General features: G+C 43.0%; 15 protein-coding genes and 2 pseudogenes. 11 read left to right on the forward strand and 6 right to left on the reverse strand.

Annotation, left to right across the window (positions count from 1 at the left end; genetic code table 11):
- Positions 1 to 94 precede the first annotated feature (94 nt).
- From KPY62_RS00080 to KPY62_RS00090, 3 genes are read left to right on the forward strand one after another with little or no spacing between them, the layout of a single operon-like run.
- The gene (locus KPY62_RS00080) at positions 95 to 1,102 is read left to right on the forward strand and encodes an NADP-dependent oxidoreductase (RefSeq protein ID WP_216580271.1); all 1,008 of its coding nucleotides are present in this window, start codon (positions 95 to 97) and stop codon (positions 1,100 to 1,102) included.
- A gap of 3 nt (positions 1,103 to 1,105) precedes the next feature.
- Entirely contained in the window at positions 1,106 to 1,909 is an 804-nt protein-coding gene (locus tag KPY62_RS00085; RefSeq protein WP_216580272.1) for an SDR family NAD(P)-dependent oxidoreductase, read from the forward strand.
- Positions 1,910 to 1,954: 45 nt separating this feature from the next.
- The gene (locus KPY62_RS00090; protein ID WP_216580273.1) at positions 1,955 to 2,716 is read left to right on the forward strand and encodes an SDR family oxidoreductase; all 762 of its coding nucleotides are present in this window, start codon (positions 1,955 to 1,957) and stop codon (positions 2,714 to 2,716) included.
- 134 nt (positions 2,717 to 2,850) lie between these two features.
- On the opposite strand, the gene KPY62_RS00095 is transcribed toward KPY62_RS00090, so the two are convergent.
- Complete coding sequence (locus KPY62_RS00095; protein WP_216580274.1) at positions 2,851 to 4,731, reverse strand: autotransporter domain-containing protein; 1,881 nt, start codon at positions 4,729 to 4,731, stop codon at positions 2,851 to 2,853.
- A gap of 182 nt (positions 4,732 to 4,913) precedes the next feature.
- Positions 4,914 to 6,116: pseudogene (locus KPY62_RS00100) on the reverse strand (aromatic amino acid transaminase).
- Between the two features lie 173 nt (positions 6,117 to 6,289).
- Here KPY62_RS00100 and KPY62_RS00105 point away from each other — a divergent pair.
- Both KPY62_RS00105 and arfB read left to right on the forward strand, forming a co-directional pair.
- Positions 6,290 to 7,150 (forward strand): HpcH/HpaI aldolase/citrate lyase family protein, encoded by an 861-nt coding sequence (locus tag KPY62_RS00105; RefSeq protein ID WP_216580275.1) that lies wholly within the window; start codon positions 6,290 to 6,292, stop codon positions 7,148 to 7,150.
- Between the two features lie 69 nt (positions 7,151 to 7,219).
- On the forward strand, positions 7,220 to 7,633 hold the full coding sequence (arfB, locus tag KPY62_RS00110) for an alternative ribosome rescue aminoacyl-tRNA hydrolase ArfB (RefSeq protein WP_216580276.1): 414 nt from the start codon (positions 7,220 to 7,222) through the stop codon (positions 7,631 to 7,633).
- A gap of 152 nt (positions 7,634 to 7,785) precedes the next feature.
- Here the strand turns inward: arfB and KPY62_RS00115 are convergent, their stop codons facing one another.
- Positions 7,786 to 8,490, reverse strand: coding sequence for a TetR/AcrR family transcriptional regulator (locus KPY62_RS00115; protein ID WP_228730499.1), 705 nt, complete (start codon positions 8,488 to 8,490; stop codon positions 7,786 to 7,788).
- A gap of 455 nt (positions 8,491 to 8,945) precedes the next feature.
- On the opposite strand from KPY62_RS00115, the gene KPY62_RS00120 reads away from it, so the two are divergent.
- The 6 genes from KPY62_RS00120 to KPY62_RS00145 all read left to right on the forward strand — a co-directional run bounded on the left by KPY62_RS00120 (position 8,946) and on the right by KPY62_RS00145 (position 18,638).
- Positions 8,946 to 10,097, forward strand: a complete 1,152-nt coding sequence (locus KPY62_RS00120; RefSeq protein WP_216580277.1) for an acyl-CoA dehydrogenase family protein — start codon at positions 8,946 to 8,948, stop codon at positions 10,095 to 10,097.
- Positions 10,098 to 10,347: 250 nt separating this feature from the next.
- On the forward strand, positions 10,348 to 11,556 hold the full coding sequence (locus tag KPY62_RS00125; RefSeq protein WP_216580278.1) for an acetyl-CoA C-acetyltransferase: 1,209 nt from the start codon (positions 10,348 to 10,350) through the stop codon (positions 11,554 to 11,556).
- Positions 11,557 to 11,690: 134 nt separating this feature from the next.
- Entirely contained in the window at positions 11,691 to 13,865 is a 2,175-nt protein-coding gene (locus tag KPY62_RS00130; protein ID WP_216580279.1) for a 3-hydroxyacyl-CoA dehydrogenase NAD-binding domain-containing protein, read from the forward strand.
- Positions 13,858 to 14,961, forward strand: a complete 1,104-nt coding sequence (locus tag KPY62_RS00135; protein ID WP_216580280.1) for a CaiB/BaiF CoA transferase family protein — start codon at positions 13,858 to 13,860, stop codon at positions 14,959 to 14,961. The genes KPY62_RS00130 and KPY62_RS00135 overlap by 8 nt, the downstream gene beginning before the upstream one ends.
- Positions 14,962 to 15,213: 252 nt before the next feature.
- Positions 15,214 to 16,908: an AMP-binding protein gene (locus tag KPY62_RS00140; protein ID WP_216580281.1), complete on the forward strand. Its 1,695-nt coding sequence runs from the start codon at positions 15,214 to 15,216 to the stop codon at positions 16,906 to 16,908.
- Positions 16,909 to 16,949: 41 nt separating this feature from the next.
- Positions 16,950 to 18,638, forward strand: a complete 1,689-nt coding sequence (locus KPY62_RS00145) for an AMP-binding protein (protein ID WP_228730500.1) — start codon at positions 16,950 to 16,952, stop codon at positions 18,636 to 18,638.
- Positions 18,639 to 18,838: 200 nt separating this feature from the next.
- Here KPY62_RS00145 and KPY62_RS00150 read toward each other — a convergent pair.
- From KPY62_RS00150 to KPY62_RS00155, 3 genes and pseudogenes are all read right to left on the reverse strand, one after another.
- A pseudogene (locus KPY62_RS00150) lies at positions 18,839 to 19,708 on the reverse strand (lipase secretion chaperone); the annotation flags it as partial.
- 27 nt (positions 19,709 to 19,735) lie between these two features.
- Positions 19,736 to 19,942, reverse strand: a complete 207-nt coding sequence (locus KPY62_RS13625) for a hypothetical protein (protein WP_228730502.1) — start codon at positions 19,940 to 19,942, stop codon at positions 19,736 to 19,738.
- Between the two features lie 254 nt (positions 19,943 to 20,196).
- Complete coding sequence (locus KPY62_RS00155) at positions 20,197 to 20,940, reverse strand: alpha/beta fold hydrolase (RefSeq protein ID WP_216580283.1); 744 nt, start codon at positions 20,938 to 20,940, stop codon at positions 20,197 to 20,199.
- Between the last annotated feature and the right edge of the window lie 156 nt (positions 20,941 to 21,096).

Genomic DNA, 21,096 nt, shown 5'->3' on the forward strand with positions numbered 1-21,096 from the left:
ACAGTAGTTTTAAACGCCAAGGTTGTAAACACTATTTCCCAGCAGATGTTTTAACAGGCTGGTTTTACGCAAAATAAATTTAAGGGACTAAATAATGACAACGATGAATAAACAATGGCGACTGAAATCCCGACCTATTGGTGAGCCAAATGCTGATACTTGGCAATATAGCGAGACAGTAGTACCAGCTATCAGCGACGGGCAGCTGTTAATCAAAATCGAGTATATCTCTTTGGATCCGGCGATGCGGGGTTGGCTAAACGACGCTAAATCTTATATCGAACCGGTACAAATTGGCGACGTTATGCGTGCCGGCACCGTTGGCCAAGTACTAGAGAGCAAGCATGCTAAATTTGTCGCCGGCGATTATGTCTGTGGTCATGATGGGGTGCAGTCCTATGCGGTCAGCGATGGTACAGGACTCTATAAAGTAGACCCTAATTTAGCGCCTTTGCCTTACTATTTAGGGGTGCTAGGTATGCCAGGAATGACTGGCTATTTTGGCTTATTAAAAACCGGTATGCCAAAAGCTGGCGAGACGGTAGTAGTCTCTGGTGCAGCAGGCGCTGTAGGTAGCGTAGTCGGACAAATCGCTAAGATCAAAGGTTGCCGCGTGGTAGGTATCGCTGGCGGTAGCGAAAAATGCAAATTCTTGGTAGATGAATTAGGCTTCGATGAGGCTATCGATTACAAGAATGATAATGTCAAAAAAGCTTTAAAACGAACTTGTCCCGATGGTGTTGATGTGTTCTATGACAACGTTGGTGGTGATATTTTGGACGACGTGCTTAGCCAGATTAATCTGCATGCTCGCATAGTTATTTGTGGCGCTATCAGCCAGTACAATAACACCACCGCAGTCAAAGGTCCTTCGAACTATTTATCCTTATTAGTCAATCGTGCACGCATGGAAGGCATCGTAGTCTTTGATAATGTTAAAGAGTATCCAACAGCTATGCAAGATATCGCCGGCTGGATAAAGTCTGGTGAGCTCACAGTCAAAGATCATATCATCGAAGGTATCGAGACTTTTCCTGATACCTTAATGATGCTCTTTAATGGTAAGAATTTTGGCAAACTAGTCCTTAAGGTAGGGGAATAAGCTATGACAACCAATGTAATTGAAACTAGCGCATTAGCGACTATGACCGCCTCAAATGTCGCAGGAAAAAGGATATTAATCACTGGTGGTGCCTCTGGTATCGGTGCTGCTAGTGCGTTGCTGCTGGCTAGTCGTGGCGCTAAAGTAGTAATTGGTGATAGGGCTGAGGCACTAGGGGCTGCTGTTGCTGAGCAGGCACAACAAGCTGGCCATAACCTAGTCTTTCACCAAGTAGATGTCACTAGCGCTGATGATGTGCGAGCCTTATTTGCTTTTGCTATGCAACAGCTTGGTGGTCTGGATGTGGTTATCAATAATGCCGGTATTGATCATCAGCCAGCGCCTATGCATGAACTGACTGATGAAGATTTCGATCGCAATATTGCGGTTAATTTAAAAGGTGTTTGGCATTGTATGCGTGCTGCTATCGCTTGCATGGCTCCGAATGGCGGTGGTCATGTGATCAATGTGGCTTCTATAGCTGGGTTGCGTTCAGCGCCTTTACTGTCAGCATATAGCGCTGCTAAACACGGGGTGATGGGCCTGACTAAATCAGCTGCTCATGAATATGCAAGAGTCAATATCCGCTTTAATGCGGTCTGTCCGAGCTTTATCGATACGCCGATGGTACGCCATACTATGGCTAATATGGATGAGCGTGCCCAACAAGCGACCATCAAAGCCAGTCCGCTGCGCCGTTTAGGTACGGTTGATGAAGTATCAGGAGCCATCGCTTGGCTAGCTAGTGATGAGAGTAGCTTTATGAATGGTCATGCCTTTACTTTAGATGGCGGCATGTTGGCTTAAGATCGGCAATGAACTGCTGCACTATTAATAACCTGAGGAATAATAATGAAGGATTTATTTGATCTAACCGGCAGGATTGCTTTAGTGACTGGTGCTAGTCGTGGCATCGGCGAATCTATCGCACGCTTATTAGCCTCTAGAGGGGCCCATGTTATCGTCTCTAGCCGCAAAATCGATGCTTGCCAAGCGGTTGCTGATAGCATCGTTGCTGATGGCGGTAAGGCCAGCGCTTTCGCTTGTCATGTCGGCGAGATGGCACAGATTGACGCTATTTTTGCGCATATAAAAAGTGAATTTGGTCAAATCGATATCCTAGTCAATAATGCCGCTGCTAACCCTTATTATGGTCATATCTTAGATACGGACCAAGCAGCTTTTGATAAGACCGTTGAAGTGAATATTCGTGGCTATTTCTTTATGTCGACAGCAGCTGGCAAAATGATGCGCGAGCAGGGCGGCGGCGTTATTCTAAATACCGCCTCAGTCAACGGTATAGTTGCAGGCGATAAGCAAGGTATCTATTCTATTACTAAAGCGGCGGTTATTAGTATGACTAAGGCTTTTGCCAAAGAATGCGGCCCGCTAAATATCAGAGTCAACGCTTTGTTACCAGGGCTTACTGATACTAAATTTGCCTCAGCGTTAACGGGTAACGATAAAGTGCTGAATATGGCGCTCAGAGCGATCCCATTAGGTCGAGTCGCCGATCCTGATGAAATGGCAGGTACCGTATTGTACTTAGTTTCCGAGGCATCGAGTTATACTACCGGCGCTTGTGTTATCGTCGATGGTGGTATGTTGGCTTAGCCGCTTGATTACTTAATTGATATTTTTTTAAGCTATGCCGTATTAAGAACACCCGCTAGACCATTAAAAGGTTTAGCGGGTGTTGCTATTTATAGAGGCAGATTTCATTAGTTAGTATCTGTTGAGTTTGTCAATTAAAATGCGCCGCTAAGCCCGACAAACACACTAGTTGAATCGTCATTATCACCTTTTAAATGAGTGATACCAGCATTGGCATTAAGCATACCAAAGTTACGAGATAAGCCTAAGGTCATGCCAAAGTTGTCATCGTCAGTGTCGATAGTAGGAGTATTAAAGCTAATGCTTTGTATAGTATTTAAGCGTGCTGAAACGTCGTCACGATCATCACTTAGACGCTTTTGGTAATGTAAATCACCGAAGACATTAAGGTTTTCAGCTAAGCTGTGCTGTGCTTTTACCCCAAGTTTACCATAAGTAGTGTTGTATTTTTGCTCATCGAACTGCATGGCGATACCGGACATCTCTTGCTCTTCTAAGGCATCTATTTTAACCCGATTTACCGTAGCACCAAGATAGGGTGTGAAGCTAGTATTGTTTACTTGCATCGGATAGCCCGCTTGCAAGCTAGCGTAATAGCGCTTGCCGTCAGCATCTGAGTTAAAGTTTTGTTTATTACCACCAAGATTGACCGTGCGTGTGACATCAATGTCCATAGAGCCAAAGCCGATAACACCATTGAGCTGTATACCACCCAATTGCTCGAGAGTATTAGTATGATAAATGCCAAAACCAAGCTCATCAATGCCAATATCGCTAAGACCTGAAGAGACATTTGAGTTATCAAAGTCCTTGCGAGTGATATTGCCGTAGAGACCAGTTACCGCATTTGATAAGTTAGCATGGGCAAAGTCTACCCCTACTAATAATTGCCCATTACCATCACTCTCAAACCCAGCAATATCCTGCTTTTCAATTTCGCCTGTGGCCCATATGCTGCGCGCTACTCTTTGCTCACTGTTTTGAATTTGATTAACGTGAGACTGCAAGCGCTCACTGGTCGCAAGGCCTACTTTGGTCGCAATATGGGGCAGCACGCCAATTTGACTTGGTGCGGTTACTACGGCATTGGCATAGTCAGCCACCAGTTGATGGGCACGGCCAGTAGGGTGGATACCATCGGCAAAAAAGTAAGTTTCATTAGCATCTGGTGTCACTAAATTATTAGGACCACAGAATAATGAGCTATCTATAACTACATTCTTGCTACAAGCTTTTTCAGTCATATTGGTAAAGCCATAAGCTGAAGGTTTAGCAGCAACTTGTTGCAGTAGACTAAACATATCTAGCGGTATGATGTTAGCGCCCGTAGATGCTACGCCATTGAGCATGGCTTGGTTATACTGATTGCTGATAAAAGTGCTTTGGCCTTGTACCACAGCTCCGCCCTTAATGGCATCAGGGGTGAGGCCTATATCCGGAATGTTAGGGACTAAGATATAGTTTGCGCCCTTATCTTTTAGTGCTTTAACCGTTGCAATCTGACTGACTACGGCTGTACCAACGATAGTTTGAGCATTAGCCGGATCTTTAGAAGCTGCCAGTAAGTCATTCGCTCCAGCCCAGACGACATAGAGTCCGTTAGGATCGACCTTATTATTAGTGAGATAATTCCTAACTTGAGTACTAGCCGAAGCCACGGGAATATCAAATCCAAAAGCATCATTAGTAACTTCTGTACCGGCTCTTGCACCACCGATAGCATAGTTATTACCAGTTTGAGGTTTACCGAATTTATTAGCTACCGAGGTTGTCCCGAGCTGCTCAGCAAAAGAGGTCGCCCAAGTATTATCAGGGTTAGTAGTGAATTGAGCACCACCGGGAATAATTGGGCTAAAATAACCGCCGTCTGTCAGGCTATCACCAAAGAATGTAATACTGCTGTACTCGCTAGCATGAGCAATACTAGCGACAGATAAACTGATGGCAAGCATGCTCTTAGTAAGGGCTTTAAGGTTGGCGTGACTAATGAGAGGGCGAGCAGTATTGAGGTTCATAGCGACTTCCTTGTCGTGAGTGTGGCAGGTTTATTATTTGAGTGTAACCAGTTTTTTTTTCAAAAGCTAGCAATGGGTGTGACTGATAAAAATAATATAAACTGAGTCATTTTTATCAGTAGCATTCGGCGATTTGATAACCAACTTAAGTCATGAAAAGTGCTAACACTCTATGCAGATCATCACCCTTTCAACACTGCCGCCATCGCTTGAGCAACATAATCGACATTTTTAACATTGAGGCTGGCCATACACATACGTGAGTCAGAAACTAAATAAACCCCAAACTCGCTCTGTAGGCGCTCGACTTGCTCGGTAGTTAAGCCAGTAAAGCTGAACATTCCATTCTGCCGAGTAATATAGTCAAAATCATAATCAAGGTCAGCAAGCTCGGCTTCTAATATCGACTTGAGCTTGAGGCGCATAGCCTTGATACGGTCACGCATGCTATAGACTTCGCTGACCCATTGCTGATATAAATTATCATCATTCGTAACGATATCGACGACATGACCACCCTGTGCTGGCGGGCTAGTGTAGATGCGGCGTACCACAAAGTTCAGCTGGCCAAATACCCGCTCAGCTTCATCGGCAGTAGGACAAACGACTGATAAACCACCGACTCGCTCACCATATAGCGATAAGTTTTTAGAGAACGAATTACTGACGAATACTGGCAAGCCCATATCGACTGCTTTACAAATGGCATAAGCATCGCTTTCCATATCCTCGCCAAAGCCTTGATAAGCAATATCCATGAAGGGAATAAGCTCAGGTTGCTTAATGACTTTTAGCAGCGTGTCCCATTGCTGTTGGGTCAAGTCCACGCCAGTAGGGTTATGGCAGCAAGGGTGTAGTAATAGCATATCTTGCTTATTAAGCCCTTTCATAAAGTCGATCATCTCATCGAATTTGATACTGCTGCTGGCTTTGTCATAATAAGGGTAACTACCTACTTCGATGTCACAGCCTTCAAAGATAGCAATATGGTTGCTCCACGTCGGATCGCTGACATAACACTTAGACTGTGGTAACCACTCATCGAGGAACTCGGCGCCTACCTTTAAAGCACCAGAGCTGCCAAGGGTGGGGATAGTGGCTACACGGCCTTATTGTAATATTTGAGCGTCTTTGCCAAAAAGTAAATCCTGACAAGCTTGACGATGACCAGGTAGGTCGGCCATAGGTAAATAAGGTCTAGGAGCAATTGGGTTGGCAATGCGCTGTTCAGCAGTTTTTACACAATCAAGTACCGGTAGTTGACCGTTTTCATCATAGTAGATGCCGATACCTAAATTCACTTTATTTGCATTAGGGTCAGCTACGAATTTATCCATAAGACCTAAGATAGGGTCGCCAGCATAGTAATCGATATTTGCAAACATGTTATTTCTATTCCTAGTGTTATTAATAAAATCTATGCATGGAGTTAAGCTGCTTAAGTTAGTTAAAAGCATAAGCCAGATTGATTATTATCTCAATACAAAATCTATCCTATAATGTAGGACGTTTTGAATATTTATCACTAGACTCTGGTGATTACCTAAGGACTTTAACTATGCAGTCAGCTATCAACGCTAAAGTAAGCACTACTATCATTGAGGTTAATAATACCAACAGCTGGTTATTTGTCCCAGCTACTAGGATAGATCGAGTAGCAAAAGCCTTTGCTAGTGAGGCCGATGCAGTTATTATCGATTTAGAAGATGCCGTAGCTCTAGTGGACAAGGCGCAAGCACGCTTGGCAGTAGAAGACTACTATAACAGCCCTGCCTATCAACCGCTTTGGCTGCGAATCAATCAAGCGACTAGTAGCGAGTTTGCCAATGACGTAGCGTTATGCCAGCGACTCCCTAATCTCGCTGGAATAATACTGGCTAAGGCTGAGCAAGCCGCTGATATTGAGCATCTACATCAACAGACTGGCTTAGCGGTTGTGGCGTTAATAGAGACCGCTGTCGGCTTGTATCAGCTAGAAGCTATGGCCAAAGCCTCAGGGTTAGTAGCGTTTAGTTATGGGTTTTTGGACTTGTGCAATGACTTACGAGTACAAGCGGGTACTGCAGCTGCCGATCTCGTCGCCAATCAGTTGCGCTATCAGCTACTAGTTAGCTCCAGAGCTAATCGGCTATCTGCTCCTATTGATAGTATTTATACAGACTTTAACGATGATGCAGGGCTAAAAGATAGAGTGACGTTATGGTCGCAGATGGGGATGTCAGGTATGCTCTGTATCCATCCTAAGCAAGTGGCGATTGTGCAGAAAGCCTTGCAACCAAGCCCTAAAGCATTGAGCTTTGCCCAGCGGGTAGTAGCTGAATTTGAGCGTAGTGGCCAAGCGGTATTTGAGCTAGACGGTAATATGATAGACGCACCAGTACTGCAGCGTTGTCGTCAGCTACTGGCAAGCGCCGATTAGCCTTGTTAGATTGCAGTCTATCCCTAATTAACTATTCCTACTAACTATTAACTATTTTATAAGCGAGCCATGATTTTTATTAGCCCTAGCATTAGCCTTGATGATAATGAGGTTGAGATCACTGCCATACGCTCGCAAGGTGCAGGCGGACAAAACGTTAATAAGGTATCTTCTGCCATCCATCTACGTTTTGATATCAGAGCCTCAAGCCTTAGCGAGGTCAACAAGCAGCGCCTATTAGATAGTAAGGATGGGCGTATCAGCAAAGACGGGGTGCTAATCATCAAAGCGCAGCAGTTTCGCACGCAAGAGAAGAATAAGACTGATGCTTTTGAGCGCTTACAGAGCTTTATAAAAAAAGCCACCCATGTCAATAAAACCCGCAGAGCGACTAAGCCGAGTAGGAATGCTAAGCGCAAAAGAGTAGATAACAAGACTCAGCGCGGTAGGACTAAAGCCTTGCGGGGTAAGGTGGATTTTTAGGCAATATAGCCATCAGCACGCTTATCAATTTTGAGTGCATTTTTTATACTGCTTAACTACAGCAGGCTAAATAACTAAAGCTTAAATAAACATAGGCACTGTTGAGCTTTGAGCCACTGTTATAACGATTAGCGACTACTATAGTTGCTACATTAATCCTCAATGGCTTCAGGCTTAGACATAGAGCGCCAGAGCATGTCGAATAAAGCATCGAAATCATCACTTATGGGCTTGTTGGTTTGACGAAGAATATGCATAAGTCCCAGACGACTGATAAAGCCCATAAATACATCGAACAGAACGTACAACGGGACTTTGTCATTGAGTACACCGCGTCGCTGCCCATCTGTCAAAACACTCAAAAAAGCATCGATAAGTTCCTTGTTCTCGTAAATAGCAATATTGCGAAAGCGCGATACTGATACTGCAGATAGCACCATCACTGCATCAGGATGACTGTCGACAAAGTCTAAACACACCCAAAGCGTTTTTCGCAAGCGCTCTTTTACACTATCAATTCCTTGTAGATGATCCATCATCCTTACAGCTAGCCGCGCCAATACTCTATCCATTATGGTGTAGAGGACGGTTTGCTTGTCACCGAAATACTTGTACAAGGTTTGCAGCGACACGTTGGCGGTATTAGCGATCTGAATCATAGTGACATCTTGGACATCGTAGCCTGCGAACAGATGTCTAACGGCTTTTTCGATCTTGTCTAAAGTTGCCGGTCGCATTGAAGATAGAGGAGCGAGCGGTTCGCTACCTTGGTTACTGTCATTAGCAGCAAGATTCGCTGTGTTATCGATTTGGCTCTTGGTTGGTTTGCCCATTAAGGTACTCACTTTGCTAGTCATATTGGTGCTTATGGCATCATTGTTTAAATGATTAAGAGGATCAGATTCGGGGTTTATTTTAGTATCGACAGGCTAATCGATAGTCATTATAAACAGCCACTTTATTATCAATGATGTGATTAACAATAATATTAACGAATTAAATATTGAACATTAGTTTTTTAATAAGCTAGATTCTAAACAGGTATGATAATAATTAGTTAAGGTAATGTACATTACTATTATAAACTAAATGATTGCGTTAATACTTTTATTTTCCTAATATATGATTTATAAAACGAGCAATTTCATAGTTTATAGCTGGAGAGGTAAACAGTAATTAAGATTACTGTTGGAAAAATATTGATATTAACATGACTGTTTTTAAGCATAGGCAGAAGCCTCTAAAGCAAGTATTGTCGATTTAACCCAGTTAATTCAGCCTAACTAATTCAACCCGATCAAGGATAGATGATATGAGTATTGAACACTTCGCCCCAAACTGGATGACCGAAGAGCATCAAATGGTCCATGATAGCGCCCTTAAGATGTTTAAGTCGTGGGATCATAAAGATGAAGAGTGGCGTGCTAACGGTATGATAGATCGTGCAGCATGGGAAGAGGCTGGTGAGAATGGTTTCTTATGTGCTTCTATGCCAGAAGAATACGGTGGTGGTGGTGGCGATTTCGGTCACGAAGCGGTACTTATCTATGCACAAGCTGAGGCCAATCAAGCAGGTTTCGGTGGTTTAGTGCACTCGGGAATCATTGCCCCTTATATTTTAAACCATGGTACTGAAGAGCAGAGAAAAGCTTGGTTACCTAAAATGGCTTCTGGTGAATATATTGGTGCTATTGCCATGACTGAGCCTGGTACAGGGTCGGATCTACAGAGTATTAAGACTTATGCAGTAAAAGATGGTGACGATTACATCATTAATGGTTCAAAAATATTCATCACTAATGGACAGCATGGCAACTTAGTGATTATCGCTTGTAAGACCGATCGTGAAAAAGGTGCTCAAGGGGTATCGCTAATCGTAGTAGAAACGGATGGCAATCCTGGTTTTGAGCGCGGTCAAAAGCTTAAAAAGAGTGGTCTATCGTCGCAAGATACTTCTGAGCTGTTCTTCAATGACATGCGCGTGCCGCAAAAGAACGTTTTGGGCGGCGTAGAAGGTATGGGCTTTATCCAGCTGATGCAGGAGTTACCACGTGAACGTTTAATCATTGCCTTGACTGGGGTCGGCGCTATGAAATTGGGTATCAACTTGACCTTAGATTACGTCAAAGAACGTGAAGCTTTTGGCAAGCCGATTTGGAAATTCCAAAATACGCGCTTTAAGATGGCTGAGTGTTATGCCCATTACTTAGCTTCGCGCAGTATGTGTGATGCCGCAATTGATGCGTTGTTAGAAAACAAGCTATCGGTACCGCATGCTTCATTGATTAAATATTGGGTCACAGAAAAGCAGTGTGAAGTGTTAGATGAGTGCGTGCAGTTGTTCGGTGGTTACGGCTATATGACTGAATATCCGATTGCTCGTCTACACGCCGATGCTCGAGTGCAAAAAGTCTATGGTGGTACTAACGAGATTATGAAAGAGCTTGCATCGCGCTTTATGTAAGCAAGCTTTCGCTCATTCGAGCGTGTTAATACTAGCGAGACTATTGTATAGCGAGATTGCTACCAACATTAATTGATTGTTGGAGGAAATGGTTTTTCTTCAATGATTTATCGCCTAATGACTTTTAACAATTTTTAATAATCTCTAATGATTTCAAATAATTTTTAACGACTTAACTAATAATGATTTGGCTACTAAGCACTTTACTACTGATCATTTCATCATTAAATAAATACAAAAAGGGATTTTTATGACTGAGACAGCTTATATCTATGACTCCATCCGTACCCCACGTGGTAAAGGGAAGAAAGATGGCTCCCTTTATCAAGCAACTCCTATTTGGCTAGTTCGCACGCTATTAAAAGAAATGCAACAACGTCATAACCTTGATACTAGCTTAGTCGATGACGTGGTACTAGGTTGTGTAACCCCTGTCGGCGAGCAAGGTTCAGATATCGCCCGAGTAGCAGTCCTTGATGCGGGCTGGGCTCAAACGGTAGCAGGAGTGACCTTATCACGTTACTGTGCTTCAGGCCTAGAATCCATCAACCTAGCAGCCGCTAAAGTTATGTCTGGTATGGAAGATATGATAGTCGCAGGCGGTGTTGAATCTATGAGCCGCATCCCTATGGGCTCTGATGGTGGTGCTTGGTATATGGATCCTCGCGTTAATGACGCCACAGGTTTTGTCCCTCAAGGTGTTGGCGCTGACACTTCAGCGACGCTAGAAGGTTTTAGCCGTACCGACGTCGATGAGTTTGCCGCTGAATCACACCGTCGTGCTGCTAATGCTTGGGAGCAGGGCTACTATGACAAATCGGTAGTTGCTGTTAAGGATCTCAACGGCATGTTGCTATTAGACAAAGACGAGACTATCCGTCCTAATACCAATGTTGAAACTCTAGCTGGACTGAATCCCTCATTTGTTATGCCTGGAAAAATGGGCTTTGATAGTACGATATTGAGTAAATATACCACCATCGAAAAAGTCAATCATGTGCATCATGCCGGTAACTCTTCAGGTATCGTCGATGGCGCTTCGCTTTGCTTGATTGGTAATGCCGCTGCTGGTGAAAAAGCAGGTCTAAAACCACGAGCGAAAATTACTATGGCTGCGGTGATAGGCTCTGAGCCGATGATTATGTTGACTGGCCCAACTCCTGCCTGTCAAAAAGCCTTAGATAAAGCAGGTATGAAAGCCTCGGATATCGACTTATGGGAAATCAACGAAGCCTTTGCTGCTGTACCGATGAAAACCGCCAGAGACTTCGGAGTATCGCTAGATATCGTCAACGTTAACGGTGGCGCTATCGCTATGGGACATCCACTTGGGGCAACGGGTGCAATGTTGATGACTACTGTACTTGATGAGCTGGAACGTCGTGACCTTAAAACCGCCATGGTGACGTTGTGTGTCGGTGCTGGGATGGGTATCGCCACTATCATCGAACGAGTTTAATGGCTCTGTAAGTGTTTATTTAATGGGCAATATAGCGACTAATTAGTCAGCCGCAGTTGATTTAGGCCTGATGACTATTTAATTGAACATACTAATTAATTGAATACAGCAAGAATTATAAAAAGGGACATAGAATGACTACAGATAGCGTAAACGATATTAATGCCTTGGTAAATTTTACCGCTACGCGTGATGATGACGGAATCGTTACGGTAATGGTAGATCAAAGCGAGCGCAAAATGAACGTAATTGGTGATGGGTTCACTGAATCTTTTGCTAGTTTGGCCGACAGTTTCGTCAGTGATGAATCTGCCAAAGGGCTAATTCTGACCTCGGCTAAAGACACTTTTATTGTCGGTGCTGATATTGATTCTTTAGGTGATATTAAAACTGCTGAGCAAGCATTTGCGTTGGTTGAAGACCTCAAAGGTAGCCTACGTAAACTTGAGCTGTCCGGTAAGCCAGTAGTCGCTGCGATGACAGGGACTGCCTTAGGAGGTGGTCTTGAGATTGCACTAGCTTGTCATTATCGTATCGCTATTGACTCGCCTAAAACTAAGCTCGGTCTGCCAGAAGTAAAACTAGGCTTACTGCCAGGTGGCGGTGGTACGCAACGCCTACCAAGATTGGTCGGTATTCAAAAAGCGCTTGAGCTAATGACTCAAGGTTCAGAGCTGCGCCCTAATGCAGCAAAAGATATCGGTCTTATCGATGCTACAGCCAGTGATCAAGCTGACATGTTACAGCAAGCTAAGGAGTGGGTCACAGCCAATCCTAAAGCTCAGCAACCTTGGGATGTAAAAGGTTTTAAAATCCCTGGTGGCGATAGCAAAAATCCTAAAGTCGTACAAGTATTCTCTATCGCACCAGCGATGGCCAATCAGAAGTCGCATGGTAATTATCCGGCCATCAAACACATTATGTCGTGTGTGTATGAAGGCTGTATGGTCGATATCGATACTGGTCTAGAAATAGAATCTCGTTATTTCGCCGCTTGTGTACTGTCTCCTGAAGCTAACAATATGATCAATACGCTTTGGACACAGCTTAATAGCATCAAAAAAGGTCAATCGCGTCCCGATGGCTTTGAGAGAACTAAAGTCAGCAAGGTTGCTGTGCTTGGCGCTGGCATGATGGGTGCCGGTATTGCTTATGTATCAGCCAAAGTAGGCATTGAAGTAGTGCTATTAGATAGAGACCTTGAGTCAGCGGATAAAGGTAAACAATACTCTACCAAGATCCTTGATAAAGCTATTAGCCGTGGCCGCTCTACGCCAGAGAAAAAACAAGTGTTATTGGATAAGATTCATACTACTACCTCTTATGATGACCTTGAAGGCTGTGATCTAGTTATCGAAGCAGTATTCGAAGATCGAGATATCAAAGCTGATTGTACGCGTCAAAGTGAAGCAGTCATTCCTAGCAGCGCAGTCTATGCCTCTAACACTTCAACGCTACCTATTACTGGTCTAGCAGAAGTTTCTGAACGTCCAAACCAGTTCATCGGTCTGCATTTCTTCTCACCAGTTGACAAGATGCCACTAGTCGAAATTATTATGGGTGAAAAAACTGACGATGAAACCTTAGCTAAAGCCTTTGATTATGTGTTGCAAATAGGCAAGACGCCCATCGTTGTCAATGACAGCCGCGGTTTCTACACTTCACGTGTATTCGCCACTTATGTATCAGAAGGCATCGCCATGCTAGGCGAAGGTATCCATCCACGTAGCATCGAAGTGGCTGGAATGAAATCGGGTATGCCAATGCCGCCTCTAGCGCTACAAGATGAAGTGACATTGAGTCTAGTGCGTCATATTACTGAGCAAAATAATCGTGATATGGAAGCAGAAGGTAAGCCAGTGGTCATTCATCCTTCTTATAAAGTTATAAAAATTGTCGGAGAAGAGCATGATCGCGAAGGTAGACGCTTCGGCAAAGGTTTTTATGAGTACCCAGAAAATGGCGAAAAGCATTTGTGGCCTGAGTTAACTAACTTATTCCCAACCACCGCAGAACAGCCTTCTCAACAAGACCTAGTCGATCGCTTGATGTTTATTCAAGTCAATGAGTCAGCTAAGTGCTATGAAGAAAACGTAGTGCGCTCTGTTGCAGACACTAATGTCGGCTCTATCTTTGGCTGGGGCTTTGCACCGCAACATGGTGGCACCTTGCAGTTTGTCAATGCTATGGGCGCAGAGAAGTTTGTAGCCCGTAGTCGTGAGCTTGCTAAGCAATATGGTGATCGTTTCGAGCCAGCTAATATTTTGGTAGAGATGGCTGCAAAAGGTGAGGAGTTTGTAGATGCCTAGTACAGATTTATCTACTACGCCATCAGCTATTAGCCAAATGGCGGATTGTCTACAAGGGTTACGAGTCATTGATTTGACTCGTAACTTGCCTGGACCTTTTGCCACTCGTCTGCTAGCTGACTTAGGCGCTGAGGTTATCAAGATTGAGCCAGAGAGTGGCGACCCTGCGCGTGCATTAGGAGGCTTGTTCGAAGCTTTAAATCATGGCAAGACTATCGAGAAGTACGACTTCCGTGATCCTAAAGGTATCGAGGCAATTATAGCTCATATCAAAGATGCTGATGTAATGCTTGATAGCTTTCGTCCTGGGGTGTTAACCGGGATGGGTTTAGATGCTAAGGCCTTGCATGCCATAAATCCTAAGCTAGTCATGGTCTCAATCACAGGTTATGGTTTAGGTGCTGGTAAGGATGCTGAACAGCAAATTAGTCATCAGTGGGCTGATAAAGCCGGCCACGATATCAACTTTATGGCGATGAGTGGGGTGCTCGATCAGTTAAGAACCGCCAAAGGCGAGCAGGCTATGCCTAATGTGCAGTTTGCTGATTTGGCTGGTGGAAGCGATACCGCAGTGATTGCTTTACTAGCTGCGGTATTTAGTGCCCAGCGTACCGGCCAAGGTCGACATGTGGCAGTGAGTATGACTCATAGCTTGTACAACCATATGATCATGCCAAAGGCTACAGGGGCACTAGTGAAGAGCTTCTCAGGGCAAAACCCACCGCCACAGTATGACTTTTTGGGTGGACTGTTACCTTGCTATCGGCTGTATAAAACCGCTGATGACCGCTACATGGCTGTAGGCTCATTAGAGCTAAAGTTTTGGCAAGGCTTGTGTGAGGTATTACATCTGCCTGAGCTAAAAGCTAAGCATTGGCAGCTAGGCGTTATGCCTAATATGCCCGATAGTAAAGAGGCGGCAAAAACAGTCGCTGCGACTTTCGCTAGCCAGCCCCTTAGTCATTGGCAGCAAGCTTTTGAGTCAGCGGATGTTTGTGTGACTCCAGTGCTGAGCTTACAAGAAGCTAAAACGCATCCCTTATTTGCCCATCAGGATCATCACCAAGCAACTTCGGGTTGGCAGGTGATTGGTTAAAAATGGCTTGACTGATAACGGATTGATCAGCAATAGAAAGCAGTTAGCTATTCAATGGCTTCTGGCTCATTGGCTTAGTAAGCATTAGGCTTACTAAGCACAATTTATAAGCAGTTTCAGTTTTAAGTTTAAGGTTTAAGGTTTTATAGTTTTAAAGTTTTAAAGCAGTATACATTTCAACGGATTGAATAATACAGCTAGCCTTCTAAAGAAGAACACCTAAATTAATGGCAACGCTAAGGATAGATTGCAATGGAAAAGTTTTGGACTGACAAATATCCAGAAGGAGTATTAAAGGATGTCGATAGCAACCAGTATTCTTCCTTAACCCATTTGTTCGATGATATGTTTGCCCTTTATGCAGACCAAGAGTTCAGTACCAATATGGGGGTAACTTATAGTTACGCACAGATTGACTCTATCGCTCGTAACATCAGTGCTTGGTTACAAAGCCAAGGTCTAAAAAAAGACGATAAAGTGGCAATAATGATGCCTAACGTCAATCAATATATACCGATTGCAATCGCTATTTTGCGTGCCGGTTATGTTGTCTCTTCGATTAATCCTATGTATAGCGCTCGTGAGCTCAAGCATCAGCTTGAGGATACCGAAGCGTCTATCTTATTTATCTTGGAACCTTTTTGTAGTGTTTTAGAAAAGATTGTCGATGATAGCCATCTAAAAACCGTTGTAGTTAGTAAGATCGGCGATATGCTAGGCTCAGCTAAAGGCACCTTAGTGAACTTAATGGCTAAGCATGTCAAAAAAGCCATACCAGCTCATAACCTCAAGTCTAATAATAACTACAAAGTGACTGATTTTAAGTCAGTAATGTCCGCTGGTAAGTCTCTACCGTACTCAAAGCCTATTCAGCATATCGATGACATAGCGTTTATTCAATATACTGGTGGTACTACAGGGGTCGCTAAGGGGGTGCTATTAACTCACCGTAACGTCGCCTCGGGTACTATGCAATTCGATGCTTGGCTATCACCGACTTATAAAACAATAGCAAGAGGTACCGTAGTCAATTCTATAATTGCCTTACCTCTCTATCATTTCTTTGCCTTTATGGTAGTAATGATAGGCGTTCGTGCTGGCCATCACTTTACTTTAATTACTAACCCTCGGGATATAGATGGTTTTATCAAAACCTTGGCCTCTAGACCCTTCCATATCTTGCCTGCCGTTAATACTTTGTTCCAAGCCCTGATTGAGCATCCTGATATCGAAACCTTGGACTTTTCGCACTTGTTAATCTCCTTATCAGGTGGTATGGCAGCTACTCCGGCCACTTCACAGAAATGGATTGATATGACTGGTACTGCCTTAGTACAAGGCTGGGGCATGACCGAAACAGTTGCTGTTGGCACCCTAAATCCAATCGTCGCCAAAGCGGACTTCACGGGCAAGATTGGTATGCCGCTCCCTGGCGTTGATATGACTATTCGTGATGATGACGAAAATGAACTGCCAATTGGTGAAATCGGCGAGATATGTCTAAAAGGGGACAACGTCACCCAAGGCTATAACAACATGGACAGTTCCTCTTACTTCACTCATGACGGCTATCTTAAGACGGGTGACATTGGGGCGATTGGTGAAGATGGTTACGTCACCTTATATGATCGCAAAAAAGACATGCTCATTGTCAGTGGCTTCAACGTTTTCCCTAACGAAGTAGAAGCGGTGGTTGGCATGCATCCTAAAGTCTCTGAGTGTGGGGTAGTCGGTATCGATTGCCCTAAGCGTGGTCAGACTATCAAGGTATTCGTGGTAAAGTCTGACGCCAATTTAACTGAGCAAGACCTAATACAGCATTGTCAAGAGAACCTAACTGGGTATAAGCGTCCCCGTCATATTGAATTCTGTGCAGAGCTACCTAAGTCTTCAGTGGGTAAAATTCTACGTAATGAACTACGCAAAAAGACCCCGGATGCCGTTTAGGGTAACCCTAGCTATTTAGAATGATGATTGATTGAGGAGAAATGATTTTGGATAAATTTTGGACCAAAAGTTACCCTGAAGGTGTTCGATCCGATGTAGCTTGTGAGCATAAAACATTACTAAATTTCTTTGATTATACTTTTGCTAAATATGCTAAAGATGAACTTAGTACCAATATGGGTGTCACTTATACTTATGAGCAAATTGATCATATATCACAGAATATTGCTGCTTGGCTCCAAAGCTTAGGGATAGCCAAAGGATCTACAGTTGCCATTATGATGCCTAATGTTAATCAGTACTATCCTATAATAGTCGGTATTATTCGTGCTGGCATGGTCCTTACTACTATTAACCCTTTATATACCGGACGAGAGCTCAAGCATCAGCTTAATAATTCAGATGCGCAGGCAATTTTTATCTTAGAGCCGTTTTGTCAAACTTTAGAAAAGATTATCGATGATACTGATGTCAAGACGGTAGTGATTAGTAGCATTGGTGACTTGTTAGGTACGCTAAAGGGTATGGTGGTTAATCTAGCTGCTAAACATATAAAAAAGGCGGTACCTACTCATAATCTTGTTTCTAATGCTAACTACCAAGTAACCGATTTTAAGACGGTAGTAAAACTTGGCCAGCCTTTGCCTTATTCGCGCCCAGTGATCAAGCCTGATGATCTAGCTATTCTGCAATATACTGGTGGTACTACTGGAATGGCCAAAGGTATTCTGGTGACTCACTACAATGTAGTAGTTGCTACTGCACAATTTGAAGAATGGTTTAAGCCGATTTATAAAAAAATCACTCATGATGGGCAAACCAATACTATCATTGCGCTACCGTTATATCATATCTATGCTTTTATTCTTATGCTGCTTGGTATACGTGTCGGTCAACATCTGACCTTAGTGACTAACCCACGTGATATTGATGGCTTTGTAAAGATATTAGGCGAGCGACCGTTTCATATTTTCCCTGCCGTCAATACTTTGTATCAAGCATTACTTGCTAACCCTGAGTTCAAAAATCTCGATTTCTCACAACTACAGTTGTCGCTAGCAGGAGGTATGGCAGCAACGCCCGCTACCGCCAAAAACTGGTATGATACTACTGGTTTACCTATCATCGAAGGGTGGGGTATGTCAGAGGGCTTGGGAGTAGGGACTGCCAACCCGCTTATCAATACTGAATATAATGGCAATATTGGTTTGCCACTTCCAGGCATCGATATCATTATTCGTGATGATGATGGCAAGGTCGTTGGCATTGGTGAAGTAGGTGAGATGTGCATAAAAGGAGACAATATCGTCACTAGTTATCACAAAATAGATAACAGTGAATTTTTTACCGAAGATGGTTATTTAAAAACTGGCGATGTGGCTTCGATGAACGAGCAGGGTTATATCCAAATATATGATCGCAAAAAGGACATGCTGATTGTCAGTGGCTTTAACGTCTTTCCGAATGAGGTTGAAAACGTTATCGAGAGCCATGCAAAAGTTGCTGAATGTTCAGTAGTGGGAGTGGATGATGAGCTACAAGGCCAATCGGTTAAAGCTTATGTAGTCAAATCTGATCAAAGCCTTACTGAACAAGATATTAAGGACTATTGTAAGGAAGACTTAACGGGTTATAAGCGGCCTAGTTATATCGAGTTTATAGATGAATTGCCTAAGTCTACAGTAGGTAAAATCCTACGACATGAATTGCGAAAAAAAGCCAATCAATAAGGTTACGAATCGATCATAAGGATTGTAACTTAGGATAAAACAGCTTATAAAAAGTTATAAAAGGCAATAATTAGTGTTTAGGCTGTAATTCGCCTTGCTGAGCATTGATTAGGTAAAGTTTAAAAATTAGGTTAGGTTCTATAGTCAGGGCTAGTAAGCAAAAGCTATTATTGAAGACTAAGCTTAAGTCATTGTCTGCTTCAGTTAGCGTCATTTTGGGCCATTCGTTTTATTTCAGCGTAGCCAGTTAGCCTCTTGCGCTCAGTATCATTGAATTGATTACGTTCAAGCTCATCTATCTGTGCTTGGGCCTTGCCTGCACTACCAGAATTTTTGATCAGTAGTTGTCGTTGAGCTTGATACTGGTTAAATCTAGCGTCGAAATTAGCTTCCTCTACATCTAATCCAGCTAAACGAGAAGCGGCCGCTTCGACCACTAAGCCACGACGCATGGCGAACAATTCCTCTTTACTAGCGCCTTGAGCTTTCATTTCTGTAGTGCGCTGGGCAAGTTCGCCAAAATCAGCTTGTTTTTGGAAATTTTGCTTGATCTCTCCCTCTGGTAGACGGCTAATATAATCTTCGCGACTGGCCTGTTTCTGTTCGCTAGTTAAGCTATTGTCTTGCTCGATACCTACCATAGCAACGCTATAGTTCTCATAAGTATCTTCCCCACTAAAGAATGCCTTAATAGTTGCAGCATCGAATAGCTGCTGACGCAAGCGATTGATATCTTGACGACGCTGAGCGATCAAATCTAAATCCAGTTTACCTGCTTGGGTAGCCTGTAGTTGCAGACTGCCATAGCTGTCTTGTAGCTTGTCGAGGCCTTTTAGATAGGTCATATATTGGTAAAATATTTGTATGGCTGAGCTGGCTGCCGGCTCAGGGGTATGATGAAGGATATAAGCTTCTACTCTAGCGATAATAGTGGCTTCATTTTCTTCGCCCATAGCGGAGAGGAAGTAGTCAAATAAGCGCCGCAAACCTTCCGTAACTACTAGCTGACTGTTATCATCGATAATGATTTCACCGTCGATATCAGTACTTTGCAAAGAGCGTGGCATAGACTCAAGCTCAGTAGTGAATTCAGCTGACTAATTGCTATTCATTGCTTGAGCATTAGTGCCAGCGCCAAGGCTACCCTCGGTTGAAGAAATTGATATGCTAGTAGACAGGTTATTATCATCGACAACCGCTGTAGTGACTAATTTTGGTTTTAGCCACCAAATAAATGCTGCGAGTAGTGCCAGTACCAACAAGGCAATAATGATAATAGTCCTAGTATTGCGTTTATTATTCATAGTAACGTTATCGTCCTTGTAGTAACTGAATGACCCAACTATTTTGAAGGCCTAATCTTATAATTCGCTGCCAAATGCTTTGCTATTTCAATAGTGTACGACCTTTTTTAATCATGTGCCGCTTTTTAAATAACAAGCAGTTTTTTTAATAAAATACCATTTTTTACAACTACCTCATTAGCTTTTGACGTTAATACTTTAATGACATTTCGCTATTTGTTCATTGGTATACTTTGTAATGAACTCAGGGTCTTTTATCCACACTCCATGCAGATTGCCTTTAGGTGTTTGGGCAGCTCAACTGAGATAAGCTTTGATTCAGTATATAGCCTAGCAAGATGCTTTATAGAAGCATAAGGGGAGTATCTATCTCCTTTAATATGAATAAAAAATACACGGCCCTTGCCAGTTGCAAAATCGCCTTTTATAAAGTCGAAGCGTACCGTTTTTAGCAAATAGCATCCATCTTCCATAAGCCCTTTGGCCTCTTTATTGCCAAAGCCTACTTTATAACTAGGGAAGTAACCATAAGCTGTTGTTAAAGGTTTGGATATCGCTAATACCCGTAAAATCTTTATGCGCTCCCAGCCAAACCATTTTTTAAAGTATAGATTGTCAGTAGCCACGCCGATCATAGGTATATCCGTTAATGCACTATAGATAGTGGCCAGCTGACTTCCTAAGCTATGGCCAAAAAGGTAAGTCGAATCGTGCTCAGAAAATCCTACTAGCTTCGGAATAACATTATCAATAAGGTCTTGATATTTATAATCAACGCTACGATCGACATGAGGAGTGTTTTCGCCGCAGCAAGGGTAATCAGTGCCAATTAGGGTATAGCCTTTAGCCACTAAGTTCTCAAACAGCTTAACGTATTTTCTAAAATGCACACCAGTGGCTGTCATAAACACTAGCGTCGTTTTACGATCTACAGCGGCTATAAACTTATAAATATTGACCTTCACTTGGTGTTTTTGCTTGAAGGTAAACGTAAGCATCGATATTATCCCTGATAAAAAGCTAATAGCTATTAAGACGATTATTTCTAAAAGTACTGTATTTAAAAATAATGAATTTGAGCTGATAAATAGTATTTTATAATTATTAATAAAGCCTATATAAATTAGATAAATATCGGCAGTACAATATTATTT

The sequence above is a fragment of the Psychrobacter sp. TAE2020 genome (assembly GCF_018919485.1).
GTDB lineage: Bacteria > Pseudomonadota > Gammaproteobacteria > Pseudomonadales > Moraxellaceae > Psychrobacter.

What these genes read in the sequence shown, in the direction of transcription:
- KPY62_RS00155 (WP_216580283.1), bottom strand. Translation starts at nt 20,940, where the DNA reads ATGCTTACGTTTACCTTCAAGCAAAAACACCAAGTGAAGGTCAATATT.
- KPY62_RS00115 (WP_228730499.1), bottom strand. Translation starts at nt 8,490, where the DNA reads ATGACTAGCAAAGTGAGTACCTTAATGGGCAAACCAACCAAGAGCCAA.
- KPY62_RS00120 (WP_216580277.1), top strand. Translation starts at nt 8,946, where the DNA reads ATGAGTATTGAACACTTCGCCCCAAACTGGATGACCGAAGAGCATCAA.
- KPY62_RS00090 (WP_216580273.1), top strand. Translation starts at nt 1,955, where the DNA reads ATGAAGGATTTATTTGATCTAACCGGCAGGATTGCTTTAGTGACTGGT.
- KPY62_RS00105 (WP_216580275.1), top strand. Translation starts at nt 6,290, where the DNA reads ATGCAGTCAGCTATCAACGCTAAAGTAAGCACTACTATCATTGAGGTT.
- KPY62_RS00085 (WP_216580272.1), top strand. Translation starts at nt 1,106, where the DNA reads ATGACAACCAATGTAATTGAAACTAGCGCATTAGCGACTATGACCGCC.
- KPY62_RS00095 (WP_216580274.1), bottom strand. Translation starts at nt 4,731, where the DNA reads ATGAACCTCAATACTGCTCGCCCTCTCATTAGTCACGCCAACCTTAAA.
- KPY62_RS00080 (WP_216580271.1), top strand. Translation starts at nt 95, where the DNA reads ATGACAACGATGAATAAACAATGGCGACTGAAATCCCGACCTATTGGT.
- arfB (WP_216580276.1), top strand. Translation starts at nt 7,220, where the DNA reads ATGATTTTTATTAGCCCTAGCATTAGCCTTGATGATAATGAGGTTGAG.
- KPY62_RS00140 (WP_216580281.1), top strand. Translation starts at nt 15,214, where the DNA reads ATGGAAAAGTTTTGGACTGACAAATATCCAGAAGGAGTATTAAAGGAT.
- KPY62_RS00145 (WP_228730500.1), top strand. Translation starts at nt 16,950, where the DNA reads ATGATTTTGGATAAATTTTGGACCAAAAGTTACCCTGAAGGTGTTCGA.
- KPY62_RS00135 (WP_216580280.1), top strand. Translation starts at nt 13,858, where the DNA reads ATGCCTAGTACAGATTTATCTACTACGCCATCAGCTATTAGCCAAATG.
- KPY62_RS13625 (WP_228730502.1), bottom strand. Translation starts at nt 19,942, where the DNA reads ATGAATAATAAACGCAATACTAGGACTATTATCATTATTGCCTTGTTG.
- KPY62_RS00125 (WP_216580278.1), top strand. Translation starts at nt 10,348, where the DNA reads ATGACTGAGACAGCTTATATCTATGACTCCATCCGTACCCCACGTGGT.
- KPY62_RS00130 (WP_216580279.1), top strand. Translation starts at nt 11,691, where the DNA reads ATGACTACAGATAGCGTAAACGATATTAATGCCTTGGTAAATTTTACC.